Consider the following 22901-nt stretch of genomic DNA (forward strand, 5'->3'; position numbering starts at 1 on the left):
GAGACTGGCGCTATGAGTTTGGGAATTCAAGGCCCATTTCGCGGTAACGCTCGGGGTCATTGCCCCAGTTGTCACGAACCTTGACGAAAAGGAAGAGATGCACCTTCTGCTCGAGGATTTCCATCAATTCCTTGCGCGCGGCCTGGCCGATGGCTTTGATTGCTTGCCCCTCGTGTCCGAGAACAATTTTCTTCTGGCTGTCGCGCTCGACGTAGATCACCTGCTGAATGCGAACAGAGCCGTCTTTCTTTTCTTCCCAGCTCTCAGTTTCGATGTGTGAGGAATAGGGCAACTCGTTGTGCAGTCGCAGATAGAGCTTTTCGCGGGTGATTTCCGCTGCAAGCATACGCATGGGCATGTCGGAAATCTGATCCTCCGGATAATACCACGGACCTTCCGGCAAATTGTCGGCAAGGTATTTCAACAGATCCTTGCACCCATAACCCTTCAGCGCGGAAATCATGAAGGTCTTGTCGAAACTGACCATTTCATTGGCTTTTTGCGCCAGTTCCAGCAGCTTTGGCGCTTCGATACGATCCACCTTGTTAAGGACGAGGATCACCTTTCGCTTCTTCTCATGGAGACTGCCGAGTATCGCTTCGGCCTCTTCGTCGATCCCTTGCTCGACATCGATGAGTACCAGAATGAGATCGGCGTCCTTGGCTCCACCCCAGGCAGTCGTGACCATTGCGCGGTCCAGACGGCGTTTCGGCTTGAAAATGCCCGGCGTATCGACCAGTACCATCTGCGTCTGCTCGTGAATGACGATGCCGCGCACCAGCGCGCGCGTCGTCTGCACCTTATGGGTAACGATCGACACCTTGCTTCCAACGAGCTGGTTGACCAGAGTTGACTTGCCGGCATTCGGCGCGCCAATCAAAGCGATAAAGCCCGAGCGGGTTGGAACATCGGGCTTTGCGTCGACTTCTGTTGTCTGTTCTTGTTCGGTCATTATGGCTCTTCTTCCTGCGTCTTCTTACGAACGCCTTGACGATAAAGCAACGCAACTGCGGCTTCCTGTTCGGCAATGCGCTTCGAACGGCCCATGCCGGTCGCGGGATCGAAGCCTTTGACATCGACCTTCACCGTAAACTGTGGATCGTGATCGGGGCCTGTGCGGTCGACCACGCTGTAAATCGGCTGAGCGCCATTCTGCTGGTGCGCCCATTCCTGCAATTCCGTTTTCGGATCGCGCTGCGCCGAGTTGATTTCGCGCGAGCGGGCATCCCAATAGTGCTCGATAAAAGGTTGCGCCGCTTCCAGTCCGCCGTCCAAATAAATCGTGGCGATCAGCGATTCAACCACGTCGGCACGCAGGCTTTTGAGCCGTTTGTCGGCAAGGCCCTTCACATCGGAGCCAGTACGAATAAACTCGTGCAGACCGATCTCGTCAGCAACTGACGCACAGGTATCGGCATTGACGAGGGAATTCAGCCGCAACGACAGTTCTCCTTCCGTCGCGGTTGGATAGGCCCGGAACAACAGTTCGGCGATCACCAAGCCAAGAACGCGATCGCCCAGGAACTCAAGGCGTTCATAGTCGGACCCGGCTGACGGGCGTGCGCTTGCATGTGTCAGCGCACGCTCCAGACGACCTAGATCGCGAAAAGTGTGCCTGGTTTTTTCCTCCAGTCTGCGAACGGCGTCGGCGGACAGGCTCATTGGATCATCAATTATTCTGGACGGAGTTTGGAGTGCCGTTGACGCTATGCAGCAGGCGACCGAAGCGAACGTCCGAGGGCCAGCGCCAAATTTCTAACGGGCTTGCTTTGTCGGCGATCGAGAAGAAGATGAGGTTGGCGCGGCCAACGAAATTCTCAAGCGGAACATAGCCCACGTCAAAACGGCTATCGCTCGAATTGTCCCGGTTGTCGCCCATCATGAAGTAGTTTCCTGCTGGAACGATAAACTCCCGCGTGTCGTCGCCGAGGCCATTCGGCGTCAGATCAAGCGTATCGTAGGTGACGCCGTTCGGCAGCGTTTCACGATAGACGTCGACGGGTCGGTTGACTTCGGTAACGTCGGGATTGTCGATCTGGCCAACCTTCTCGCGCGGTACGGCCACATCATTGATGTAGAGTACACCACCGCGCATCTGGATTTTGTCACCCGGCAGTCCGATAACGCGCTTGATGAAATCCAAAGACGTGTCATTGGGCTTGCGGAAGACGGCGATATCACCACGTTTCGGCTCTCCGCTCCAGATGCGGCCCGAAAACAGATCGGGCGCAAAGGGAATCGAATATTTGGAATAACCGTAGGAGAATTTCGAGACGAACAGATAGTCGCCTTCAAGCAGGGTCGGCCTCATCGAGCCCGATGGGATGTTGAAGGGCTGAAACAGCAACGTCCGGATGACCAGTGCGAGCAGCAGCGCCTGCACGATGACGCTGATCGTCTCACCAAGACCACCAGAATTCTTCACAACAGCTTTGTCGCTCACGTGCCTCATATCTCCAAAAATCAATGTGCCCCCTCTTAACCGCTGAACGCGCGGGGGGCAATGCCGCTCAATGCTGTTTGATTAAGGCTATTCTTCGATTCTCTGCGCCTCGATAATCACAAATGCTTGTGCAAGGGGAAAATCATCGGTGATGGTCAAATGAATTCGTGCGGAACAGCCGGCAGGAGTTATTGCCGAGAGCCGTTGCGCCGCTCCATTTGTGAGTTGCATGGTGGGTGCACCGCTGGGCAGGTTGACGACGCCCATGTCGCGCCAGAACACACCGCGTGACAGACCTGTGCCGAGAGCCTTGGCGCAGGCCTCCTTCGCGGCAAAACGCTTGGCATAGGACGCGGCACGCTCTTTGCGGCGGTCAGACTTGGCTTGTTCGACCGGGGTATATACCCGCTCGACAAAACGGCGACCGTGGCGTTCAAGCGTCTTTTCAATACGCCTGATATCGATCAAATCGCTGCCGATTCCAATGATCATGTCGGCTCGATTGCCTTCTCAAGTCTGAACGAGGCCTTTTGCCGCCGATGCTGGAAGCTAGCCACTGTCCAGCGCACAGGAAAATAGATGAGAAGCGCTGCGATGAGACCGAGCGGAACGGCTCCGATCAGCATGGGCTTGATCAGCGGTTGCCACAGAACGAGAAAATCCAGATGCCTGAGCATAGATCCGAGATGCGGCGGCAAGGGTTCTCCACTCAAGCTGCCGCTCAAGACAAAGCGGCCGACCTCCAGCGTTGCGGCCCAGATGAAAGGCAGTATCAGAGGATTGCCCAGAGTTGTCCCGATAACTGCCGCGGCGACGTTGCCTCCGATCAACCAGGCTATGGTCAGGGCAACAGCAATATGGATGCCGAGAAGCGGAATGAATGCGGCGAAAATTCCACATGCAAATCCCGCCGCGATCGCGTGGGGAGACGCTCTCAGTCTCAGCACACGTTTGCCGAAATAGCGTAAAGACCGACCGACGGAACGGCGAGGCCAAAGCGCCACGCGCAGCCGTTCCCGCAGGCAAGGTTCTTTACGCCTCTTGAAAAGCATTTCTATTCAAGTCCTTCTGCACCAAAGCAACGTATACTTTGAATGTGTCAAATGCGCTTTGGTTCATTTAGTTCATTCAGATGTTGCGACTACCGGGCTTAACAGGCGGAATTGCGGCAAGTTCAGGCGGAAGGTCGTCAGCAGGATAGGCCGGCACTTCATATTCTGCCAGCGCTATCAACGGCACTCCAACATCACTTTTTCCAGCAGACCGGTCGATGATACACGCTGCTGCCAGCACATTCGCGCCCAATTCCTGCAGGCAGGTGACTGTTTCACGAATGGAAAGCCCTGTCGTCACGATATCTTCAACAATGACGACACGCGCACCCTTGGCAATGTCAAAGCGACGAAGCTTGAAAACACCATTTTCACGCTCGACCCAGATCGCCGGAACGCCCAGATGCCGTGATGTCTCGTAGGCCGGAATGATACCACCGATGGCGGGACCAACCACATAATCAATCTGGCCGAGTCCGGCGACGTTAATTTTTTCCGCGAGGCCGCGGCAGACACGCTCGGTCTTGTCAGCATGCATGAAGACGCGGGCTTTCTGCAAGAAGATCGGGCTGCGCAAACCTGATGTCAGGATGAAATGGCCTTCCAAGACCGCCCCCGCCTCGCGAAACACTTCCAGAACCTCGTTTGTATTCATTCCGCCTCTCTATCCGCTAACGCGCTGCGCATCGCTGACGCATTTGCTCTCTTTAAGTTTTGTCAATATCCGATTGAGATGTTTGAGATTCCACACTTCCAGATCAACGATCATTTGTGTGAAATCCGGGGCTGTACGGACCATTGAAAGATTGTGAATGTTTGTCTCGTTCTCAGCAATGATCTGCGCAATTTCCGCTAACGATCCCGGGGCATTGATCGCCGAAATGTTGATGCGAGCCGGGAAACGATCGCGGCGGCTCTCATCTATATCCCATCGAACATCGATCCAGCGCTCCGGCTGATCGTCATAGGCCATCAACGCCGAGGACTGGATCGGATAGATTGTCATTCCTGCGCCCGGTTGAAGAATGCCGACGATCCGATCGCCTGGAACCGCACCTTCAGGCGAGAAGTGCACAGGCATATCCGGGCTAGCGCCACGGATCGGCAGGGCGTTCGGTCCACCCGGTTCCAGACCAGCAGCCTCGGCACCTTCCGGCATTTTGAAGATCATCCCGGAAGTGTTGCGGAAATTCACCCAGCCCTCCTCGCGGTCGGGCGCGCTCGGCTTCGGCTTGGCGTCCTGATACTCCGGATAGACCGCCTTCATCACGTCGGATGATGGCAATTCACCGCGCCCGACTGCAGCCAGAACATCATCGATCTCCTTGCGCGCCAGACGAGGCAGGCCCTTTTTCAATTCGTCGCGCGAATAGACCTTCCCTGCCCGCTCGAACGCCCTCTCAAGTATCTGCATGCCGAGGCCGGAATATTGCTTGCGCACAGCCAGCCGCGTGGCGCGGCGAATGGCAGCGCGCGCCTTGCCTGTGACAACGATCGATTCCCAGGCGGCAGGCGGTGTTTGTGCCTTGGAGCGGATGATCTCCACTTCGTCGCCGTTATGCAGAACGGTCATCAGCGGCATGATGCGGCCATTGACCTTGGCGCCCACGCAGCTGTCACCGATATTCGTGTGCACAGCGTAAGCGAAATCAATGGGAGTAGCGCCGCGCGGCAGTGCAATCAGGCGGCCCTTCGGCGTGAAGCAGAAGACCTGATCCTGAAACAATTCGAGCTTCGTATGCTCAAGAAACTCTTCTGGATTGTCGCCCTCCGCCAGCGCCTCGATAGTCTGGCGCAACCATGCATAGGCATTGGTTTCTGTCGAAATGACGTGGGGATTCTGTGCACTGCCGCGATCCTTGTAGATCGAATGCGCCGCGACGCCATATTCGGCGATGTCGTTCATCTCGCGGGTGCGGATCTGCAGTTCGACGCGCTGGCGGGATGGACCAACGATGGTCGTATGAATTGAACGGTAATCGTTCTGCTTCGGTGTCGAAATGTAGTCCTTGAACCGGCCCGGAACCATCGACCAGGTCGTGTGAATGATACCGAGGGCGTTGTAGCAATCGGCAACCGTATCGACGACGACCCGAAACCCGAAAATGTCCGATAGCTGCTCGAAGGAAAGGCCCTTGCTCTCCATCTTGCGGAACACCGACCATGCTTTCTTCTGCCGGCTTTTGACGCTGGCCTTGACGCCGTGTTTTTCGAACAGGCTGGAAAGATCGGTTTCGATCTGCTTCAGCGTCGCCTTGTTCTTCTCCATTAACTCGGCAAGCCGATTTGTGACGGCGTTGAAGGCCTCAGGGTTGATGTAGCGGAATGCGAGCTGCTCCAGCTCCTCGCGCATGTCCTGCATACCCATGCGGCCAGCCAGCGGCGCATAGATATCCATCGTCTCCTCTGAGATGCGCAGGCGCTTGTCTTCGGGAACGTGATGAAGTGTGCGCATATTGTGCAGGCGGTCGGCGAGCTTGACGAGCAAGACGCGCACATCATCAGAGATCGCCAACAGCAATTTACGCAGATTTTCAGCCTGAACGGCCTTTTTCGAGACAAGATCCAGCTTCTTCAGCTTGGTCAGCCCCTCGACAAGCTTGCCTATATCCGGGCCGAATAACGTGTCGATTTCCTGTCGTGTCGCTGAGGTATCCTCGATAGTGTCATGCAGCAAGGCGATGGCGATTGTCGCTTCGTCGAGGTGCATGTCTGTCAGGATGGCAGCGACTTCCAGCGGATGGGAAAAATACGGATCGCCCGATGCGCGTTTCTGGTGACCATGCTTCTGCATGGCATAAACATAGGCCTTGTTAAGCAACGCCTCGTTGACGTCAGGCTTGTAACGCTGCACACGCTCGACAAGCTCATACTGACGCATCATGGATGGGGGTCTCCGGAGTTACACACAAACAGAATTTGGTCGAAGATAGAATTGTTATGCCGCCTATATGGTAATTGCGTTACCAACACGCAAAAATAATGCGCCGCAGAGACTGCGACGCATCAAAAAGAGATTTGATGTAGAGACGTTTAACAGTCTCTTAGTAGTCGTCGCTCTTCTCGGGGGCTACCAGCCCTTCGATACCGGCCAACAATTCTTCTTCCGACATCGAATCGAAGGAAACATTGTCGTCAGCATCGGTCTCGACAGTCTCTGTCACATCGCTGTCTGCAGTAACCTGCGGCACAGCGGCTGCTTCGGGCTCATCGACTTCCACATGCTTCTGCAGCGAATGAATGAGATCTTCCTTCAGGTCACCGGGCGAAAGCGTTTCTTCTGCGATTTCGCGCAGGGCAACGACCGGGTTCTTATCATTATCGCGATCGATGGTAATCGATGCACCTTGCGAAATCAGGCGCGCGCGGTGACTAGCCAGCAGAACCAGCTCAAAACGGTTCTCAACCTTGTCAACGCAATCTTCAACAGTGACACGGGCCATAAACTGCCCCTTTCATTTTTAACTGAATTAGCGGATTAATGGGGACATAACGTGCTTGCACGCAAAAAACAAGCAAAAGCGCCGAAAGTTCGCGCTACACGGAACGAATACCGTATGGTACCTCACCGAATGTTGAGCACTTATGTCCAAAAACATATACAAATCTTCAATCGAGGTCTTGGCTTTTGGCGCAACCCGACGTAATTAAATATTCAACTTTCGTATAAGATCAGATCGGGCTTTGTTATTCTCCAGCTGATTTGAAATTGAAGCTCAGATTTTTGAAATGGAACGTTATTATGTTTGATCCCCGCGAAAAGATCGTCCTGTTTATCGATGGTGCAAATCTCTACGCAGCGTCCAAGGTACTCGGATTTGATATAGATTACCGCAAACTGCTCTCAGCTTTCCAGAAACGCGGCTATCTGTTGCGTGCGTATTATTACACCGCACTGGTCGAAGACCAAGAGTATTCTTCAATTCGGCCGCTGATCGACTGGCTCGACTACAATGGTTATAAGGTCGTGACCAAGCCTGCAAAAGAATTCACGGATTCTGCAGGCCGCCGCAAGATCAAGGGCAATATGGATATCGAGCTTGCTGTCGATGCCATGCAACTCACTGATACGGTTGATCATTTCGTTATCTTTTCCGGCGACGGCGATTTCCGCTCACTGGTCGAGGCACTGCAGCGCAAAGGCCGCAAGGTCAGCGTCGTTTCGACGCTATCGACGCAGCCGCCGATGATTTCGGACGAGTTGCGCCGCCAGGCCGATCATTTCATCGATCTGACATCGCTCCGGGCCGAGATCGGCCGTGAGCCATCCGAACGGGCGCCGAGGCCGCGGATCGAAGAAGAACAGGTCGATTATTGATCGCGACGGGTTTTGAGCGTCGAACCCTCTCCCGATTGCCCCATATGCGTCCGCCTGCATGATTTCATCGCCGAATGGCGGGTGAAGGAGCCGGGCTGGCACAATGCGCCCGTACCAACCTTCCTGCCCGTCAATGGCGTTCAATCGGTCAGGCTGCTCATCGTTGGTCTGGCGCCCGGCCTGCGCGGCGCCAACCGTACAGGACGGCCCTTCACCGGCGACTATGCCGGCGATCTTCTCTATAACACATTGAATGAATACGGTTTTTCGCGCGGTACATTCGCAGCGCGCCCCGATGATGGCCTGCAACTGATCGATACGGCCATCACCAATGCGGTTCGCTGCGTTCCGCCGGAAAACAAGCCGGTTGGCGGCGAAATCAGCAATTGCCGGCGGTTTTTGACCCCGACCATCGAACAGTTCGTCAATTTGCGCGCCATTGTCACCCTCGGAACCATCGCGCACCAATCGACGGTCCGGGCCTTTGCCCAGCCCGTGGCGAAGTTTCCCTTCAGCCATGGCGGGCAATCCGACGTCGGCAGTATCCGGATCTTTTCGAGCTATCATTGCTCGCGCTACAACACCAATACCGGCCGCTTGACGACAGGGATGTTCAAGGGTGTGTTCGCAGAGGTCAGAGGCTATCTTGATGATATTGCTACGTAATTTGCTGTCACGTACCCCCTCATGGTGAGCTTGTCGAACCACGCACTGCTGCTATGCGTGGTTCGACAAGCTCACCATGAGGGAGGTGGGTTGATGGCAAATATCTCAGCCGCGCTCTTTCATCAGCCGTGATTTTTCGCGGTTCCAGTCGCGCTGCTTTTCGGTTTCGCGCTTGTCATGCAGCTTCTTGCCGCGCGCGACGGCGATCTCAAGCTTGGCCCGGCCCTGGTCGTTGAAGTAGAGTTTCAGCGGCACGACCGTCATGCCCTCGCGATCCACGGATTGCGCCAGCCGCGACATTTCCCGTTTGGAAATCAACAATTTACGATGGCGGCGAGGTTCGTGGTTGAAGCGATTGGCCTGCAGATATTCCGGAATATACGAGTTGATCAGCCAGAACTCGCCATTCTCGAAACTCGCATAGCTCTCGGCAATATTCGACTGGTTGCGGCGCAGCGACTTGACCTCGGTGCCCTGCAAAACAATGCCAGCCTCCAGCGTGTCGAGAATCTCGAAATTGAAGCGCGCTTTACGGTTTTCCGCGATGATTTTGCGAACCGTTATCGGTTTTGAGGCAGTTTTTGGCTTGTTCATGCAATTTATATGGGATTCCTGATGTTCTTTCGCAATTCCGGACGAAAAACCGTTTCACACTTTTCCTGGAATTGCTCTAATTCACCAGACCGGCGTGCCGCATCGCCTGATCGATACGATCGGCGGTTTGGGCCTCGACCTGTACCATCGGCGAACGGAGCGCATTCTGCATCTTGCCAAGTTTCGCCAGCGCATATTTCGGCCCGGAGGGGTTCGGTTCAAGGAACAGCGCCTTGTGCAACGGCATCAATTTATCTTGCAATACCAATGCCTTGTCGTATTCACCGGCCAGCGTCGCCGCCTGGAATTCCGCGCAAAGCCGCGGCGCGACGTTCGACGTCACCGAAATACAACCATGGCCGCCATGGGCGTTGAAGCCGAGCGCCGTCGCATCCTCGCCGGAGAGCTGGATGAAATCCGTGCCGCAGGTGATGCGCTGTTCCGAGACACGCTCGATCTTGCCAGTCGCGTCCTTGACGCCAGCTATGTTCTTGAAATCATTGGCAAGTTGACCCATCGTCTCCGGCGTCATATCGATGATCGACCGCCCCGGAATGTTATAGATGATGATCGGCAGCGACACGGCTTCGGCGATCGCCTTGTAATGGGCGTAGAGGCCGCGCTGGCTCGGCTTGTTGTAATAGGGCGTGACGACGAGAATGGCATCGGCACCGGCTTTTTCGGAAAACTCAGCCAATTCAATGGCTTCACGCGTATTGTTGGAGCCCGCGCCCGCAATCACCGGCACGCGCCCGGCGGCTTCCTCGATGCAAACCTCGACGACGCGCTTGTGCTCCGCATGGGAGAGCGTCGGCGATTCGCCGGTGGTGCCGACAGGGACCAACCCATTGGTTCCATTGTCTATTTGCCAGGAAACGAAGCCACGAAAGGCTTTCTCGTCGAACGCGCCGTCCTGATAGAAGGGCGTGACGAGAGCGGTGATTGAGCCTTTCAGCATGGGAAACTCCAGATAATAATGATCAGCCCCGCGACCCTACCCGGTCATGAGGTGGCGCACCATAGTCGCGCGGGCTTTTGGTTACAAGTTCCTTTTGGTGATGGAAATCATCAACTTGAGACAACTAAAATTCCCGCCCCGGTTGAAATTCTTGCAGCAGAATCGAGCTTTCTTGCATAGGAATCGCCAATTTTTGTCTGCGTTCGGCGCGAATTCGTAGCATTTGCGCATCCAGATCGGGGTCCGAGCGCCGCAAACATGCCAATTTGGGCCGCCAAACGGGATGAAAGGCGGAAATTAAAGAAACGATCGTTCAATTAAGCGTTGGTTCATATGAAAGCACTCTGCGCCAATTTATGCAACTAGGTGTACGTGTCAGGTTGAGGCGGGCTTTTTTCGCGCGCGCAATATGCCCCAGTAATAATTTCGCCACCTCAAGAACAGCGTGTGGTGGGTTCAAGTAACAGCTTTTTGCACCGGAAACGCCTTACCGTGGATAAGTCCGGACTTTATCGACGGGTGTTCGACTTTGGTAGGCTCTGGATGAGGGTCACCATGTGCGTGGTTCGTCGTTCGACAAGCTCACGATGAAGAAGCTCACCATGAGGGAGGTAGTGGACTGCCTTAACATCGGTAGCGTCGGCGCATGGATCATCGTTTGCAGTTTTGGCTCCCTGCAATCAACCCACTTCCCTCATGGTGAGCTTCTTCATCGTGAGCTTGTCGAACGACGAACCACGCACATCGCTGAACCTGTCGAAGGGTAACCACCTTATGCCAACAAGTTACTTGAGCACTTCTGCCGAATTGCGACCCACCGCGCGTGAACTCAGAAAGAGGCAGCGCAGACTTGTCCGCGCCGCCTCCTCCGTGCGCGTCCCTCCCCGAGGACGTGCTCCCCGTCCATTTCACCTGCTTCACGCACTTGCGAGGATGAAGCCGGTTGCGCCAACTGTTTTGGGCAGATCCGCCTGTGCAGGATTGTGGGCGAAGTTTCCCGCACGCGCGAAGATTTGCCATGGAACAGCCGCCGTGCGAACGGGCATGCTTAACCACGCTTCGGTATTGCCAAATGAACTGGCCAAGCGAATTGGCCGAAGCGAACTGGAATGAGGCCTTCCAAGGGATGCCCAAGGCTCCGCATGACTGCGCGCTTCCGGCACATTCGCGATTACCCTCTCCCACAGGGTTCGGCCCCTCAGTTTTCGCAATTCCGATCGGGAAAACGGCTTGATAATTTTCCCGGAATTACTTCAGGAGCCGGCGAGCTTATGAATATATGTTGCCTTGCACTTTCGATCAAACGCCACCACCCGGAGGCTCATGAACGGGCAACAAATATAAACCTGTTTATACACCCTTCTTCTGTGCGTGCATAGTTATATTGATTGACGAAAGGCGCTCATGACTTAAGCGGAATTGTATTCGGGGAAGTACCTAGCTCGTTTTATCTAAGCCTTATTTCGCATGGTCTCATTGCTATCTCATACCAAAGGCGTATGTTTGATACCGTTGGCTGCTGAGTAACTGGCCCCCGAGGAGGATACCGGCCCATGCAGCCCGAACGGGGAGTGCACGATCATGGCGATCAATCCTCAAGTACAAGCACTGTTCTCAGTGCTTGGCATCACAACAAGTCCAAATCAGATAACCGGCATAGACGGTAATTTACTTCCAGAAATACTCAACGGGACCAGCGGCAGCGATTACATGCTTGGCCTGGGCGGCATCGACACCCTGAATGGTGGCGGCGGCAATGACTATCTCGAAGGCGGTATGGGAGCCGACGTTTTAGTTGGTGGGAGCGCCGCGAATACGCAGGATACGCTTGGCTATGCTACGGCGGGCAGCGCGGTCAACGTGACCCTTGTCGCCAACGGCCTAGCCGCCCTCGTCGGTGGTGCAGCGCTCGGCGACGTCGCCACGGGATTTGAAAATGTCGTTGGTTCGGGTTTCGCCGATACCATCACTGGCGACAACCTTGCCAATGTGCTTGCCGGGTTGGACGGCGACGACACGCTGAATGGCGGTGGTGGTGATGACACACTGATTGGCGGTGATGGGGCGGATAGGCTCAATGGCGGCGATGGCATCGATACGGTGGACTACAGCGGTTCAATACTCAACGTTGACGTAGACCTTTATGGAAGTAGTGGTTCAGAGGATGCCGTCGGCGATATTTACCAGGCGGTAGAGAATGCCGTTGGTGGTTCTGCCAATGACACCCTCGATGGCAACGACGATGCCAATCGACTGGATGGCGGAGGCGGCAACGACTGGCTACGTGGAAACGAGGGGAATGATATTCTCATTGGCGGTCTCGGTAGCGACATGTTAACCGGGGGCGACGGTTTCCGTGGCTCCGACTCGGGTGGTTCCGATAAATTCCAATACAGGTCATTGGCTGAAATACTGTCCAATGATGTAATCAAGGCCTTTTTTAAAGACGATTTCATAGACCTTTCAATGGCAGATGCAGATCCAAATACCGCCGGGCGACAACCGTTTCATTTCGGTCCGGGTGTCGGACAAATCGAGTACTCCAGCGGGCTGTCCCCCACAATACACGTCACCGGTGAAAGCGGCGGCATCAATGTAATGATCCGAAACACGCTAGGACTGGAAGCCTACAATTTCATCTTCTGATTCATTAAATCAAGGCCGTTAAGCGTGGGAGGGGTCGGTGAAACGCGCTTCCCTCTCCGTCATCCTAAGTCCTCGGGTTAAACCCGAGGATGACCCGAGGACCCATTCTACCCATTCAAAATCTCGACTCCTTGAGGAGGAAATGATCTCCGCAAAGACAGATGGGGTCCTCGGGTCAAGCCCGAGGATGACGGAAAGGTTGATGCTTGGATGACGGAAAGGTTGGTGCTTAGATGCTGGAGAGGAACGAGCATCGAGGTGCCACAGGACAGCGTCTAGTAAAGTGTGTCGTAGAGATCTTCCCAATCCGGATTCATCCGTTCAATCAGATCAATCTTCCACTGCCGGTACCAGTGCTTTAAAGATTTCTCTCGCTGAATGGCCTCTACGATAAGAGCATGTTCCTCGTACCAGACCAGTCGTGTACAGCCATATTTCCAGGCAAATCCGGGTGTATGCCCTTCTTTGTGTTCATAGATGCGACCCGGAAGATCGGACGTCACGCCGATATAAAATGTTCCATTCTTGCGGTTGCCAAGGATGTAGACATAGCCACTCATGCAGCGTAAGTCCGAAAAGTTCGCCAGTGCTCAGTCTGCTTCGCTAACATCGTTCGTGTAAATTGGACGAAAGGCTAACGCGCCACCTCTCCGTCATCCTCGGGCTTGACCCGAGGACCCATTCTACTCATCAAAATCTCGAATCTTTGGGGAGGAAATGATCTCTTCAAAGAAAGATGGGTCCTCGGGTTAAACCCGAGGATGACGGAGAGGTTGGAGTCAAGCCCGAGGATGACGGAAAGGTGGTGGATGACGGCAGAATGACGGAGAGTAGCTAGCTAAGGCTGCTGGGTCACGAACCCGTTACCTTTAAAATCCGGCCCTTCCGGCTAACGCTTTGTTAAGAGTGCTTTCATACGTCCGCCATTATTATGTTATGGTCTTTTGGATCGAGGGGCTTTTCACGATCCGCTTCAACATAACCGGTAGTTTTATGCTGAGAACTTCTGTTTTGCGTCATGTTCTTCTTGGCCTCACGCTCGCGTTGAGTGCGACGGCTTCGCACGCCCAAAATCCTGTGCCTTCGGCGGCGGTCCCTGTCCCCACGTTGAAGCCTTTCGCCCCGACGCAAACGCGCGTCAGCCCGGCCATCCAGGCGGCGATGCATCCGGACCCGGTGACGACGGCGGGCATTGCCCAGCCCTCCAAGCCTACGGCCATCGCCGGGAGCCTGAAGAGCGGGCTCGATGCCATCGCTTCGGGTGACGTGCGGCGGGCGATCGGCATTCGCAACGGCCTGCCCGCGCAGGCGCTCGACCGGCATATATTGACCTGGGCTATCGGCCTTTCCAATGCGCCGGGCGTGCCAAGTTCCGAGATCGCGCAGGCCGCCGCAGAACTGCCGGGCTGGCCGGGCATGGCGACTTTCCGCAGCAATTCCGAACGGGCGCTTTACAAGGAAAATCCGGCGCCTTCGGTGGTGATCAGCGCCTTTGGCAATACCGCGCCGCAGACCTTCGAGGGCACGCTGATCCTCGCCCGCGCCTATGTGGCCAGCGGCAACCCGCGGGCCGCGCGGCAAATCCTCGGGCCGTTCTGGCGCACGAAGAAGCTCGATGACAATCAGGAGAGCATGATCCTCAAGGAGTTTTCCGGGGTCATTTCGCGCGAGGATCACCTGACACGCATGCTGACCATGCTCTATGAGGGCAAGGTGAAATCCGCCGGGCGCGTGGCCAAGCTTGCCGGGGCGACATCGCTGTATCAGGCCTTTGCCGCCGTGCTGCAAAAGGCGCCCGATGCCGGCAAGAAGCTGGGCCAAGTGGATGGATCCTGGGCGCAGAACGCCGCCTATATCTTCGCCAAGGCGCAATATTTGCGGCGGCAGGAGAAATACAAGGAAGCGGCGGACACAATGGCTGCGGCGCCGCGCGATGCGGCTTCGCTGGTCGATCCGGATGCGTGGTGGACCGAGCGCCGGGTGCTTTCGCGCGAATTGCTGGATATCGGCGATGCCAAGCGCGCCTACCGCGTTGCCGCCTCGCACAGCGCCGAGACACCGGCCGTTGCGGCGGACGCGGAGTTTCACGCGGGCTGGGTGGCACTCAGGGCGCTGAACGATGCGAAAACGGCGCAGAAGCATTTTGCCCGGATCGCCGAGATTTCATCGAAGCCAATGTCGGCTTCCCGCGCCTATTACTGGCTCGGACGCGCGGCGGAGGCCGGCAGCGCGGGCAGCGCCAGCGAATATTACACGCGGGCTTCCCGCTATGGCACCACATTCTACGGGCAGCTCGCGGCGGCCAAGCTCGGGCAATCCGGGTTGCAACTGCCCTATCCCAAGCCGAGCGAAGCGGAGCGCACGCGCTTTGCGCAGCGCGAGGCCGTGCGGGCGATCCAGCGGCTCGAGGATACGGGCTACGATTCCCGTGCGGCGATGCTTTATACGAGCCTTGCGCAGGAACTCGACAGTCCGGGCGAACTCGCGCTGCTGGCGGTGATGGCCGAGCGCAAGGGCAATCACTACGTCGCCCTGCGCGTCGGCAAGGCTGCGGCGCAGCGCGGCATCGATGTGGGCGCCCTGTCGCATCCGATCGGCGCGATCCCCGGTAATGCGAACATTTCCGGCTCCGGCACCGCCCTCGCCTATGCCATCGCCCGGCAGGAGAGCGAGTTCAACCCTGCCGCCGTATCGAGCGCCGGGGCGCGCGGTCTGCTGCAGCTTTTGCCCGGGACGGCGAAGGGCGTCGCCACCCGCGCCGGCATGAGCTATTCGGCGGACCGCCTGACCACTGACGCGGCCTATAATGCGACGCTCGGCGCGAAATTCCTCGGCGAGCAGATCTCGAAGTTCGATGGTTCGTATGTGCTTACCTTTGCCGGCTACAATGCCGGCCCGACGCGGGCCAACCAGTGGATCGCGAAATATGGCGATCCGCGCGGCAAGCCGCTCGACGAGGTGGTCGACTGGATCGAGCGCATCCCCTATACCGAGACACGCAATTACGTGCAGCGGGTGATGGAAAACTACGAGGTCTACAAGGCGCGGCTTACCGGCAAGGCGCAGATCGAAAGCGATCTGACCGCCGGACGGCGCGGCTGATCGCTTGGCCTTCCGTGACATGTTTTACGATGCGCCGGATGGGTTGAAGCTTTACGCGCGGGTGTATGAACCGGCGCGTGAAGTGGATAGCCTACCGCTCGTGTGCCTGCCCGGCCTGACGCGCAACGCCAGGGATTTCCATGAACTGGCGCTGGTGCTTTCGGAACATCCGGAAACACCGCGGCGCGTGATCAGCTTCGACTATCGCGGGCGCGGGCTGTCGGCCTATGATCCCGATTTCACGCATTATAATATAGGCATCGAGGCGGGCGATGTGATTGCCGGGCTCAAGATGCTCGAAATCGATCGCGCGGTGTTTCTCGGCGCGTCGCGTGGCGGGCTGATCATCCACATCCTCGCGGCGATTGCGCCGCAGCTCTTGGCAGGCGTGATCTTCAACGATATCGGCCCGGAGATCGCACCGGCGGGATTGCTGCAAATCAGCCAGTATCTGAACAATCCGCGGTTGCCGAAGAACTGGACTGAAGCGGCGGAGATCCAGCGGGCCGTGCACGGGGCCGCGTTCCCGGCGCTGAGGGATGCGGACTGGGAGCGCTTCGCCCATGCGATTTATCGCGAGATCGATGGAGCTATTCGCCCGGATTACGACCCGAACCTCGTGAAAACGCTGGAAGGCGTGGATTTCACGCAGAAATTGCCGGATCTGTGGGCGCAGTTCGATCTATTGGCGGAGTTGCCGCTGCTGGTCATCCGCGGGGAAAACACGCCGCTGCTGGCACCGGAAACGGTCGAGGAAATGACACGCAGGCATCCAGCGCTGCAGGTGATCAACGTGGCCGGTCAGGGGCATGCGCCAATGCTGGAAACCGGACGTTTGCCCGAACTGATCGCAGCATTTGTGGCCGGTGTGGATCTACGCGCGGTTTAGGTTTCCGGGCCTTGGAGCTCTTCTAGCCTGGCGATACTGCTGTGCGTGGTTCGACAAGCTCACCATGAGGGAGGTGAGTTGACTGCAGGGGGGCAATTGCAGGGGATGGGGTCAACTGCAGGGAGTGGGCTAATCTGCAGGGAGGTGGTTGACTGCAGAAATTCTGCCACGTTGGCGATTGTCGTTGCAACACTCTACTTCCCTCATGGTGAGCTTGTCGAACCACGCACAGCAGCATTGCCAAACGGAAAACGCTCAACCGCTTTTGCCAGTTCTCGCTGGCTTCGGTGCAGCCTTTTTCGGCGCGGCCCTAGGCTTCGCCGCAGGCTTGACCAGGCCCGTGGCCTGCTTGATCCAGCCCTCGCGATGCGCGCGGCCGGGAAAGCCGATTTCCTCGCTGACCCAGGCGGCTTCATCGGAAGTCCAGCCGGCGATCTGGTCGAAGTGAAAAATACCGGCCGCGAAGAGTTTCGACTCGATCACGGCACCAATGCCATTGATGTCGGTCAGCTTGTCGGGCTTGCCGCGGCGTGCAGACTTGAGCAGCGCCGGGCGGTGCTTGTCATCCTGCCGGGGGCTCCGCACGACTTTTACCTCGGCCTTTGCCTGGCTTTTCCTTGGCGCGGCCGTCTTGCGCGTTGACCGGTTGCGATCCACACCTGCAGGGCTGAGTGCGGGAACCGGCTCTGCCGGCGGAATCATGGCGGCGGCTTCCCTCGCGGATTTCTTCACATCATCATTTGCAGGCGTACCGAGCAGCGACAGAGACGCAAGCCGCACATCTGCCGCTCTGGTCGAGCTTTCAGAAACAGAATCTCTTTTTGCCGAGAACCTCTTGGAAACATTGCCTAAAATCGCCCCGATGATAAACGCGGCGGCAATAAGGAACAGCGACGATAAAATGAACATCACCATGATAATTATCCCACTTCCCGCACAAGTCAGGCCTGGGTCGACCAGCCGACATAGAAACCGACAAGAACAGCAATCAGAAGAAAGAGCCAGAGCTCGCTGATCAGGTACCACATGCCGTCGTCCTCCCAATGGCTGCCGGCAAGAGCGGATTCCAGCTCTTGTTCTTACGCAATTCCGGACGGAAAACCGGTTCCCACTTTTCCTGGAATTGCTTTAATTGCTGCTGGCGCTGGCCGGCACCTCCAGTTTCACCTCGCCCGGCTTGCCATTGCCCGGCAACGCCGTATGCAAGGCAGCATTCAAGCTATCATAACCATTCGAATTGGCAGCGGTACCCCTGATGTTGTAGGTTTCACCGGAAATTTCGACTTCACCATTGGTCAATTGCGCAGCTTGGGCCAGCGCGAAATCGACAAGATCGAAGAAACCCGGCGGTGCGCCGCGCGCCACAGCCATTTCATCCAGAATTTCGATGCCGGGCATGGCACGTTCCGCGGCGGCGAGGATGCTGGCACGGGCGTCGCCATAGGGAACATTGCCCGAAAGCAGGATGCCTTCATCGGATTTGGTGACCGCGAAGGAAAAAGGCACAGCCAAGGGCAAAAGTGTCGCCTGATTGTCGACGACGCGAACGCCCCTCGTCTCGCTCACAATTTTTAACGCCTCCGCGAGCGCTTCCTCGGATGGTGCAATCCCCTTGAGGACCAGATCGCGACCATCGATTTCAGCACTCGCCCACGGATTGCCGGTATCCAGCGCATTGTTGGCTGCATCGGTGAGCTCACGGTCGATCGGATCTGTCAAAAACCACATGGCCAAGGACGTCAGCAGCGCAACGGTGACTACGCCAGGCCAGAACCAGCTTTTGATTATGTGCATATATTCAATACTCTCTCGTCTTAACCCGGACCATCTCTGCCCGCTATTTATGGCCATTTCAACACAGGGGTGTGTCCGCGTGCCACAAACATCGTCCAAGCACCGGATTTTCGGCAAAAGAAAACCCGGCAGCTTGCGCTGCCGGGTCCAAATCAACCAATCCGTGAAGGATTAGAAGTTGCGCTGGAAGCGGATGATACCGCCGAATGCGTCGTCATCACCACCGCTGTTGAAATCAGCAAGATCAGCACGAGCGCCATCGAACTTGGTGTAGTTGATTTCTGGCGTGATGGTGAAGCCAGGAACCAGCTCGTAAGCTACGTTAAGAGCGAGGGCATAGGTGCCTTCTTCTTCGTAAGCAGCCTGTGCGTTGATGGTTGCCTTGTCGGTAGCCTTGACGGACAATCCGCCCCAAGCTGCCCAATCACCTTCCCAAGAGCCGAACCAGTTACGCTCGACCAAGCTTTCGTCGTAGTTGGACTGATAGCCACCCATGATCCATGCGGAGAACATTTCGTTGAACTTCACGTCCAAACGCAGCTTGCCAGCGAACTCTTCAACGTTGGAGTCGTAGCCAACAACACCGGAGATACCACCCCAGCCCTGTTCAAACTTCGCACCAGCAAGAACGTGTGGCATGTAATCTTCGATGACATAATCGTTGTCAAAGACAGTAAAGCCGTCCTGGCCTTGCTCAGCACCGATCATAGCGGAGAAACCGTTGCCGCCAGTGAAGGTGTAGCTGACCTGGTTGCTCTGGCCGGACTGGTAGTTGATCACGTCGTCGTTGATGATCGCGCCAGCATAATCTGTCCACGAACCGAAGAGTTCGTCAGCAGTACCGATGCGGAAACCACCGAGTTCAATCCATGCCTGCGGCAGCGAACCGTTGTCATCTTCACCATTGGTGAACTGGAAACGGCCCTGGATGTAGGAACGCAGAGTGCCGAGTTCGGTTTCCGAACGAGCGTCGAAACGAATTTCTGCACGAGTGCGCTTGTACCAGGTTTCTTCACCGTCTGCACCGACGTTGCCGCCTGTGTAAACATTGTCGCCACCAGCAGCATCATAACGGACATAGCCGCTGATCTTCAGGCAGGTTTCGGTCCCCGGAATATAAAAGAAGCCAGCGCCGTAAGCGTCGCAAACGCGAACGTATTCGACGGGCTCTGGTTCAGCGACGACGACTGCATCTGCAGCGCGTGCCCCTGATACTGCAACGAGAGCTGCAGCGGAGCCGATGAGAAGGCTCTTGATGTTCATTTCTGACCTCCAGTCAAAGTTAAAAATGGGTCTGGGCATTCCAATTTGGCTGAAGGACAACCTGTCCCCATCCCCTAAGTCCAAGAAGAAATGCGATGAACGCCCTTCCTCCCGACAGACCATACTCGCCAGCGCCGGGGTTTCAACCACGAATGTCCGCATCGGCACCTTGCGAGGGCTCTATGCCAAGCCGCTGTTGCACAAAAGCCACGAAATCGCCTCGGGTCCTGCAATATCTTTACCACTCATTAATATTGGTAACCCGGTTTTTAATAAAATCTTGCCGGAACGTGGCGGGATTGGAACGGCGAACACCCCGGGAATCGGCCATTACAGCGGTGTTGCCGGCCAATCGCTGAATCGAATCAATGATTTCCTGCTCTCTCCGAATGGTGATTTGACATGACATATCTCTACCTCCTTATCGCCATAGTCTGCGAAGTGGTGGCAACCTCCGCCCTTAAACAGGCCGATGGATTCACCAGGCTTTGGCCATCGCTGGTTTGCATTGCCGGCTATGGAGCGGCGTTTTACCTGCTATCGATTCTGGTGAAGACCATGCCCGTCGGCGTTGTCTATGCGATCTGGTCCGGCGCGGGAATCGTGCTGATCGCAGCCGTCGGCTGGTTCTGGTTCAAGCAATCGCTGGATATTGCTGCGATCATCGGGCTGATCCTGATTGTCGCCGGCGTGCTCATCGTCAATCTCTTCTCCAGCTCGGTCGGGCACTAGAACAGGTTTTGCTGGCCAAATTGGTGCGCCAGCTACGCATTTTCCAGGAGCCTCCCGTCGAATCTTGACTGGAGGTCAGAAATGAACATCAAGAGCCTACTTCTCGGCTCCGCTGCAGCCCTCGTTGCAGTAACCGGCGCCCGCGCTGCAGACGCAGTCGTTGTTGCCGAACCCGAACCTGTCGAATACGTCAAAGTGTGCGATGCTTACGGTGCGGGATTTTATTATATTCCTGGAACCGAGACCTGCCTGAAGATCGACGGCTATGTGCGTGCGGACATCTCGGCTGGCGACGACGCGTATTCGGGCGCAGAACGCGATACCTATGACTGGCGTGCGCGTGCTCTTCTCCGCTTCGATGCCCGTTCGGAAACCGAACTCGGTACATTGAAGTCCTTCGCCGAGCTTCGTTACAACTTCAAGAATGGTGCGGACGCCGAAACCGTCGACCTGAACCAGGCAACCATCGAGCTTGGCGGCTTCCGCGTCGGTGCAGCCGACTCGCAGTTCACAAGCTGGACAAACTATCTCGGCGACATCATCAACGACGACGTGATCGCCGAAGGCAACTACGTTACCAACCAGATCAGCTATACGTTCACTGGCGGCAATGGTTTCTCTGCCTTTGCCGGTCTTGAACAGGGCGGCGGACGGGCTGACGTTGTATTCGTTCAAAGTGCCATTACCGGCGAAGTTATTGCGGGTTCTGTCACTAACACGATCCAGGACTATACGCCCCATGTCGTGGCCGGTGTTAAATTTGAGCAGGGTTGGGGCTCTGTTGCTGCCGTTGCCGGTTATGATTCGGTCATCGAAGAATTTGGCGGCAAGGTTCGTGTCGATGTGAAATTCAACGACACAATTTCTGCCTGGGTCATGGGTGGCTATCAGTCCGGTTGGGATGATGCCTACGGCGTCGACGACGCTGGCAACGACTTCTACGTGCACACCAAAAATTACTATGCCCCCTGGAACGGTGACTACGCTGTTTGGGGTGGTGTGGCCGCCAAGGTTACCGATACCGCAACCGTCAATGCCCAGGTTGGCTACGAAGCTGACGGCACAGTTGCTGCTGCCTTGAACGTCGGCTACGAGCTGGTTCCCGGCTTCAAAATCACACCAGAAATCAACTACACGTCGTTCAGCGGCGGTCGCGGTGACGTGGTTGAAGCACAGGGCGGCAATAAAAATGCTTTCGGCGGGATCCTCCGCTTCCAGCGCAACTTCTAATCCTTTGATTGGCTAAGCCAAACCAATGCCGGGTTTTTTTCCCGGCATTGGTTTGTCGTCCTCGACAGCCAATTCGAAGCTCGTTGTTCGCATTGCAGGTACCGCCCCAGGGCATCCGCCCCTACCCGAATTTGAAACGCCCAAATCCATTTTCTGTTGATTGGAGATTAGAAATGAACATCAAGAGCCTGTTTCTCGGCTCCGCTGCAGCTCTCGTTGCAGTATCCGGCGCGCGTGCCGCAGATGCGGTCGTTGTGGCTGAACCAGAGCCTGTTGAATATGTGCGCATCTGCGACGCATTTGGCGCCGGCTTCTTCTATATCCCCGGGACCGAAACCTGCCTGAAAGTCAGCGGCTATGTCCGTGCGGAAATCCGTGGCGGTGACGATGTTTACAAAGGCATCGAACGCGACACCTATGACTGGCGTGCCCGTGCCGTTACCCGCTTCGATGCCCGTTCGGAAACCGAGCTCGGCACATTGCGCTCCTATGCTGAACTTCGCTACAATTTCAACAATGGAGCAGACAAAGAAACGGTCGATCTGAACCAGGCAACCATCGAGCTTGGCGGCTTCCGTGTTGGCGCTGCCGACTCGCAGTTCACAAGCTGGACCGGCTATCTCGGTGCCATCATCTCCGATGACGTTATCGCCGAAGGCAATTACGTCACCAACCAGATCAGCTACACCTATTCCGCCGACAATGGTTTCTCGGCATTCGTAGGTACGGAACAGGGTAAAGGCGACTACCTGGTCGATGACTATCTTCCGCATATTCTTGGTGGCGCGAAGTTCAAGCAGGGCTGGGGTTCGGTTACCGGTGTTGTCGGTTACGACTCCAAGGCTGAAGAATGGGCCGGCAAGGTTCGTCTGGACGTAACGGTCACAGAGGCTATCTCGGCGTGGGTCATGGGCGGATACAAGTCCAATGACGTCAAGGACTTCTACGGTACCTGGAATGGCGATTACGCCGTCTGGGGCGGTATTGCTGCCAAGGTTACAGACAAGGCAACTGTCAATGCACAGGTTGGCTATGAAGACGAAGGCACAATCGCTGCTGCTTTGAACGTAGCTTACACGCTGGTTCCAGGTTTCGTTATCACGCCGGAAGTCAACTACACCAAGTTTGACGATGCTCGCCAGGCCCGTACGCGCGGTGCCAAGGATGATGCCTTCCAGGGCATCATCCGCTTCCAGCGCAACTTCTGATCCCTT

Annotated in this window: 23 protein-coding genes; 9 read left to right on the top strand and 14 right to left on the bottom strand. The window is 56.2% G+C overall.

What is annotated here, in order from left to right; genetic code table 11:
• Positions 1 to 10: 10 nt before the first annotated feature.
• The 8 genes from era to rpoZ all read right to left on the bottom strand — a co-directional run bounded on the left by era (position 11) and on the right by rpoZ (position 6938).
• Entirely contained in the window at positions 11 to 952 is a 942-nt protein-coding gene (era, locus tag N8E88_RS30005; RefSeq protein ID WP_262293709.1) for a GTPase Era, read from the bottom strand.
• A complete protein-coding gene (gene rnc / locus N8E88_RS30010) occupies positions 952 to 1662 on the bottom strand; it encodes a ribonuclease III (RefSeq protein WP_262293710.1) in 711 nt (236 codons plus the stop codon). Before rnc ends, era begins: the two co-directional genes overlap by 1 nt.
• A gap of 7 nt (positions 1663 to 1669) precedes the next feature.
• Positions 1670 to 2452 (bottom strand): signal peptidase I, encoded by a 783-nt coding sequence (lepB, locus tag N8E88_RS30015; protein WP_410010637.1) that lies wholly within the window; start codon positions 2450 to 2452, stop codon positions 1670 to 1672.
• Between the two features lie 78 nt (positions 2453 to 2530).
• Positions 2531 to 2935, bottom strand: a complete 405-nt coding sequence (gene acpS / locus N8E88_RS30020) for a holo-ACP synthase (RefSeq protein ID WP_262293712.1) — start codon at positions 2933 to 2935, stop codon at positions 2531 to 2533.
• On the bottom strand, positions 2932 to 3495 hold the full coding sequence (locus tag N8E88_RS30025) for a DUF2062 domain-containing protein (protein WP_262293713.1): 564 nt from the start codon (positions 3493 to 3495) through the stop codon (positions 2932 to 2934). Before N8E88_RS30025 ends, acpS begins: the two co-directional genes overlap by 4 nt.
• Before the next feature lie 76 nt (positions 3496 to 3571).
• Positions 3572 to 4150, bottom strand: coding sequence for an orotate phosphoribosyltransferase (gene pyrE / locus N8E88_RS30030; RefSeq protein ID WP_262293714.1), 579 nt, complete (start codon positions 4148 to 4150; stop codon positions 3572 to 3574).
• A 9-nt stretch (positions 4151 to 4159) separates the two neighbouring features.
• The gene (locus N8E88_RS30035; protein ID WP_262293715.1) at positions 4160 to 6379 is read right to left on the bottom strand and encodes a RelA/SpoT family protein; all 2220 of its coding nucleotides are present in this window, start codon (positions 6377 to 6379) and stop codon (positions 4160 to 4162) included.
• 160 nt (positions 6380 to 6539) lie between these two features.
• A complete protein-coding gene (rpoZ, locus tag N8E88_RS30040) occupies positions 6540 to 6938 on the bottom strand; it encodes a DNA-directed RNA polymerase subunit omega (RefSeq protein ID WP_262293716.1) in 399 nt (132 codons plus the stop codon).
• Positions 6939 to 7237: 299 nt separating this feature from the next.
• Here rpoZ and N8E88_RS30045 point away from each other — a divergent pair, with 299 nt between their 5' ends.
• Positions 7238 to 7813 (top strand): LabA-like NYN domain-containing protein, encoded by a 576-nt coding sequence (locus tag N8E88_RS30045; protein ID WP_262293717.1) that lies wholly within the window; start codon positions 7238 to 7240, stop codon positions 7811 to 7813.
• Between the two features lie 12 nt (positions 7814 to 7825).
• The gene (locus N8E88_RS30050) at positions 7826 to 8479 is read left to right on the top strand and encodes a uracil-DNA glycosylase (protein ID WP_262293718.1); all 654 of its coding nucleotides are present in this window, start codon (positions 7826 to 7828) and stop codon (positions 8477 to 8479) included.
• 105 nt (positions 8480 to 8584) lie between these two features.
• Here N8E88_RS30050 and smpB read toward each other — a convergent pair whose 3' ends face one another.
• Positions 8585 to 9073, bottom strand: a complete 489-nt coding sequence (gene smpB, locus N8E88_RS30055) for an SsrA-binding protein SmpB (protein ID WP_112527746.1) — start codon at positions 9071 to 9073, stop codon at positions 8585 to 8587.
• Between the two features lie 76 nt (positions 9074 to 9149).
• Positions 9150 to 10031 carry a 4-hydroxy-tetrahydrodipicolinate synthase gene (gene dapA, locus N8E88_RS30060; protein WP_262293719.1) on the bottom strand — a complete coding sequence of 294 codons (882 nt, stop codon included), beginning with the start codon at positions 10029 to 10031 and terminating at the stop codon, positions 9150 to 9152.
• Between the two features lie 1581 nt (positions 10032 to 11612).
• Here dapA and N8E88_RS31625 point away from each other — a divergent pair.
• Positions 11613 to 12677, top strand: coding sequence for a calcium-binding protein (locus N8E88_RS31625; RefSeq protein WP_315975276.1), 1065 nt, complete (start codon positions 11613 to 11615; stop codon positions 12675 to 12677).
• A 275-nt stretch (positions 12678 to 12952) separates the two neighbouring features.
• Here the strand turns inward: N8E88_RS31625 and N8E88_RS30075 are convergent, their stop codons facing one another.
• On the bottom strand, positions 12953 to 13237 hold the full coding sequence (locus N8E88_RS30075; RefSeq protein WP_262293720.1) for a GIY-YIG nuclease family protein: 285 nt from the start codon (positions 13235 to 13237) through the stop codon (positions 12953 to 12955).
• 433 nt (positions 13238 to 13670) lie between these two features.
• Between N8E88_RS30075 and N8E88_RS30080 the strand changes: the two genes are divergently transcribed.
• A complete protein-coding gene (locus N8E88_RS30080) occupies positions 13671 to 15779 on the top strand; it encodes a lytic transglycosylase domain-containing protein (protein WP_262295684.1) in 2109 nt (702 codons plus the stop codon).
• Positions 15780 to 15783: 4 nt separating this feature from the next.
• Positions 15784 to 16668: an alpha/beta fold hydrolase gene (locus N8E88_RS30085; protein WP_315975277.1), complete on the top strand. Its 885-nt coding sequence runs from the start codon at positions 15784 to 15786 to the stop codon at positions 16666 to 16668.
• Between the two features lie 255 nt (positions 16669 to 16923).
• On the opposite strand, the gene N8E88_RS30090 is transcribed toward N8E88_RS30085, so the two are convergent.
• From N8E88_RS30090 to N8E88_RS30100, 3 genes are all read right to left on the bottom strand, one after another.
• Positions 16924 to 17583 carry a helix-hairpin-helix domain-containing protein gene (locus N8E88_RS30090; RefSeq protein ID WP_262293721.1) on the bottom strand — a complete coding sequence of 220 codons (660 nt, stop codon included), beginning with the start codon at positions 17581 to 17583 and terminating at the stop codon, positions 16924 to 16926.
• 213 nt (positions 17584 to 17796) lie between these two features.
• Positions 17797 to 18462, bottom strand: a complete 666-nt coding sequence (locus N8E88_RS30095; protein ID WP_262293722.1) for a BON domain-containing protein — start codon at positions 18460 to 18462, stop codon at positions 17797 to 17799.
• A gap of 171 nt (positions 18463 to 18633) precedes the next feature.
• Positions 18634 to 19725 (bottom strand): porin, encoded by a 1092-nt coding sequence (locus tag N8E88_RS30100; RefSeq protein WP_262293723.1) that lies wholly within the window; start codon positions 19723 to 19725, stop codon positions 18634 to 18636.
• Between N8E88_RS30100 and N8E88_RS30105 the strand changes: the two genes are divergently transcribed.
• From N8E88_RS30105 to N8E88_RS30120, 4 genes are all read left to right on the top strand, one after another.
• Positions 19718 to 20131 (top strand): hypothetical protein, encoded by a 414-nt coding sequence (locus tag N8E88_RS30105; protein ID WP_262293724.1) that lies wholly within the window; start codon positions 19718 to 19720, stop codon positions 20129 to 20131. The two genes, N8E88_RS30100 and N8E88_RS30105, sit on opposite strands and share 8 nt — an antisense overlap.
• Positions 20128 to 20457 carry a DMT family transporter gene (locus N8E88_RS30110; RefSeq protein WP_262293725.1) on the top strand — a complete coding sequence of 110 codons (330 nt, stop codon included), beginning with the start codon at positions 20128 to 20130 and terminating at the stop codon, positions 20455 to 20457. Before N8E88_RS30105 ends, N8E88_RS30110 begins: the two co-directional genes overlap by 4 nt.
• Before the next feature lie 81 nt (positions 20458 to 20538).
• Positions 20539 to 21687, top strand: a complete 1149-nt coding sequence (locus N8E88_RS30115; RefSeq protein WP_262293726.1) for a porin — start codon at positions 20539 to 20541, stop codon at positions 21685 to 21687.
• Between the two features lie 173 nt (positions 21688 to 21860).
• Positions 21861 to 22895 carry a porin gene (locus tag N8E88_RS30120; protein ID WP_262293727.1) on the top strand — a complete coding sequence of 345 codons (1035 nt, stop codon included), beginning with the start codon at positions 21861 to 21863 and terminating at the stop codon, positions 22893 to 22895.
• Positions 22896 to 22901 lie beyond the last annotated feature (6 nt).

The sequence above is a fragment of the Phyllobacterium zundukense genome (assembly GCF_025452195.1).
Lineage (GTDB): Bacteria > Pseudomonadota > Alphaproteobacteria > Rhizobiales > Rhizobiaceae > Phyllobacterium > Phyllobacterium zundukense_A.